General features: G+C 66.3%; 3 protein-coding genes. 2 read left to right on the forward strand and 1 reads right to left on the reverse strand.

Going from position 1 to position 1,531, the window contains the following annotated elements; translation table 11 throughout:
• The first annotated feature begins 27 nt into the window (after positions 1–27).
• Complete coding sequence (locus Q4E95_RS13785; RefSeq protein WP_303383840.1) at positions 28–168, forward strand: hypothetical protein; 141 nt, start codon at positions 28–30, stop codon at positions 166–168.
• Here the strand turns inward: Q4E95_RS13785 and Q4E95_RS13790 are convergent.
• Positions 102–770, reverse strand: coding sequence for a haloacid dehalogenase type II (locus tag Q4E95_RS13790; protein ID WP_303383838.1), 669 nt, complete (start codon positions 768–770; stop codon positions 102–104). The two genes, Q4E95_RS13785 and Q4E95_RS13790, sit on opposite strands and share 67 nt — an antisense overlap.
• 209 nt (positions 771–979) lie before the next feature.
• Between Q4E95_RS13790 and Q4E95_RS13795 the strand changes: the two genes are divergently transcribed.
• Entirely contained in the window at positions 980–1,252 is a 273-nt protein-coding gene (locus Q4E95_RS13795) for a hypothetical protein (RefSeq protein ID WP_303383839.1), read from the forward strand.
• The last annotated feature ends 279 nt before the right edge of the window (positions 1,253–1,531 follow it).

Raw genomic sequence — 1,531 nt, forward strand, 5'->3', positions numbered from 1 at the left:
GCCGGTGGGCAGCAGAAGGTTCGCCCGTTGAAGGCCGCGCTCGCGGCGGGGTACGTGTCCCACCTGGTCACGGACGAGGCGACGGCGCGGGGCGTGCTGGGTCAGGCGGTGAGCTGCGCCGCCAGGGACGGCAGATCCGCCGCTTCCCAGTCCGGGCGGGCGAAGTAGCTCGGATACGCCGCACCGGCCCGGTTGATCCAGGCGGTGCGCAATCCGGCGTGGTGGGCGCCGTGGATGTCCCACGGGTGCACGGCCACCAGCAGCATGTCCTGCGGGTTCCTACCGCAGTGGGTGGCCGCGTAGGCGTATGCGGACCTGGCAGGCTTCCACGCCGGGGCGTCCTGCACGCTGAGAATCTCCGAGAACTGCTCCCGGACCCCCGCACCGCTCAGCAGAGTCTCGGCCACCTGGCCGGCACCATTGCTCAGAGTGACCAGCTCCGCGACGCCGCGCAGGGCCTTGACGCCGGACACCACGTCGGGGTGCACGCCCAGGCTCGTGAAAGCACCCATGATGTCTTCGGCGGACTCTCCCGAAGCGGGGACTGCCTGCTCGGTCAGCAGCCGGTGCAGACTGTCCTGGGCAATCTCCGCGAACCCTGCGTTTCCGCCGGTGGCCGCCAGGGCGAAGCCGTCGCGCAGCACACCGGCGAACCACGCGCGGGACAGACCCGCCGCCACCCCCGCCCGCTCGAACGCCGCACCCAGGGGTGCCATGTCGGACAGGGTCTCGTTGACGTCGAACACGATCAGGTGCGGGGTGGTTGTCATGGTTGCGCCTCAGTTCGGGATGGGATGATCTTTCATTCAACTATGACAGTTCGCGTGAACCCCCGCACTGAAAGCCCCGACGGGCGGGCGAGTACTGGATCGCGGACTAGCTGGGACCATCTAGGTATTAATATGACTTTTGTCGTACTGATGATGTGTACGTACCGTGGGCGGCACCCTATCTGACCAGTGGGAAGTTGACCCTCACGTTGCTCTTCTCAACTGGTGCCTCTTCTGCGGCATTCGGTTCTTCTGCGACCTCGGGCCCGTACCGGGCCACGAAGTTCACCCCCAACGCCGGCAATCAGATCATCACCTCCGGCTACGAATGCGACCCGACCGGCAACCTCACCCGGGACAACGGGGAGACCGCGCACATCGAGAACGATCCGGCCACCGGTCAACCGCTGATGCTGCGCACCTCCGGGGCGCCCATAGCCGCTGTATCTACGATGGAATTGGTAACCCCGAGGCGATCGTGACCAACCCGGACACCGCTGGTATTCCGTGGGCACTGGACGCTTCACCCAATGCGACACCTTGGACGCCCCCGGACCCGCTCAACACCAACCGGTACGCCTTCACCGCCAACAACCCCGTCAACAATTCCGACCCTCTTGTCTGTCTGATCGCACGCCCTACGCCAACCTCTTTGACGCAGAGCGTTACCCCCTGACATGGGCGCACCAGTCTCAATGCCGCGCTCACTGCGCCAGGATCGCCTGCGCCACCTGGTCCGCGTCCGCGAGCGTGCGGGCACC

This window comes from Kocuria sp., assembly GCF_030536815.1.
In the GTDB taxonomy this organism is placed as follows: domain Bacteria; phylum Actinomycetota; class Actinomycetes; order Actinomycetales; family Micrococcaceae; genus Kocuria; species Kocuria gwangalliensis.

Bases quoted from the DNA above. Each gene is read 5' to 3' on its own strand.
- Q4E95_RS13790 (WP_303383838.1), bottom strand. From the start codon at position 770: ATGACAACCACCCCGCACCTGATCGTGTTCGACGTCAACGAGACCCTG.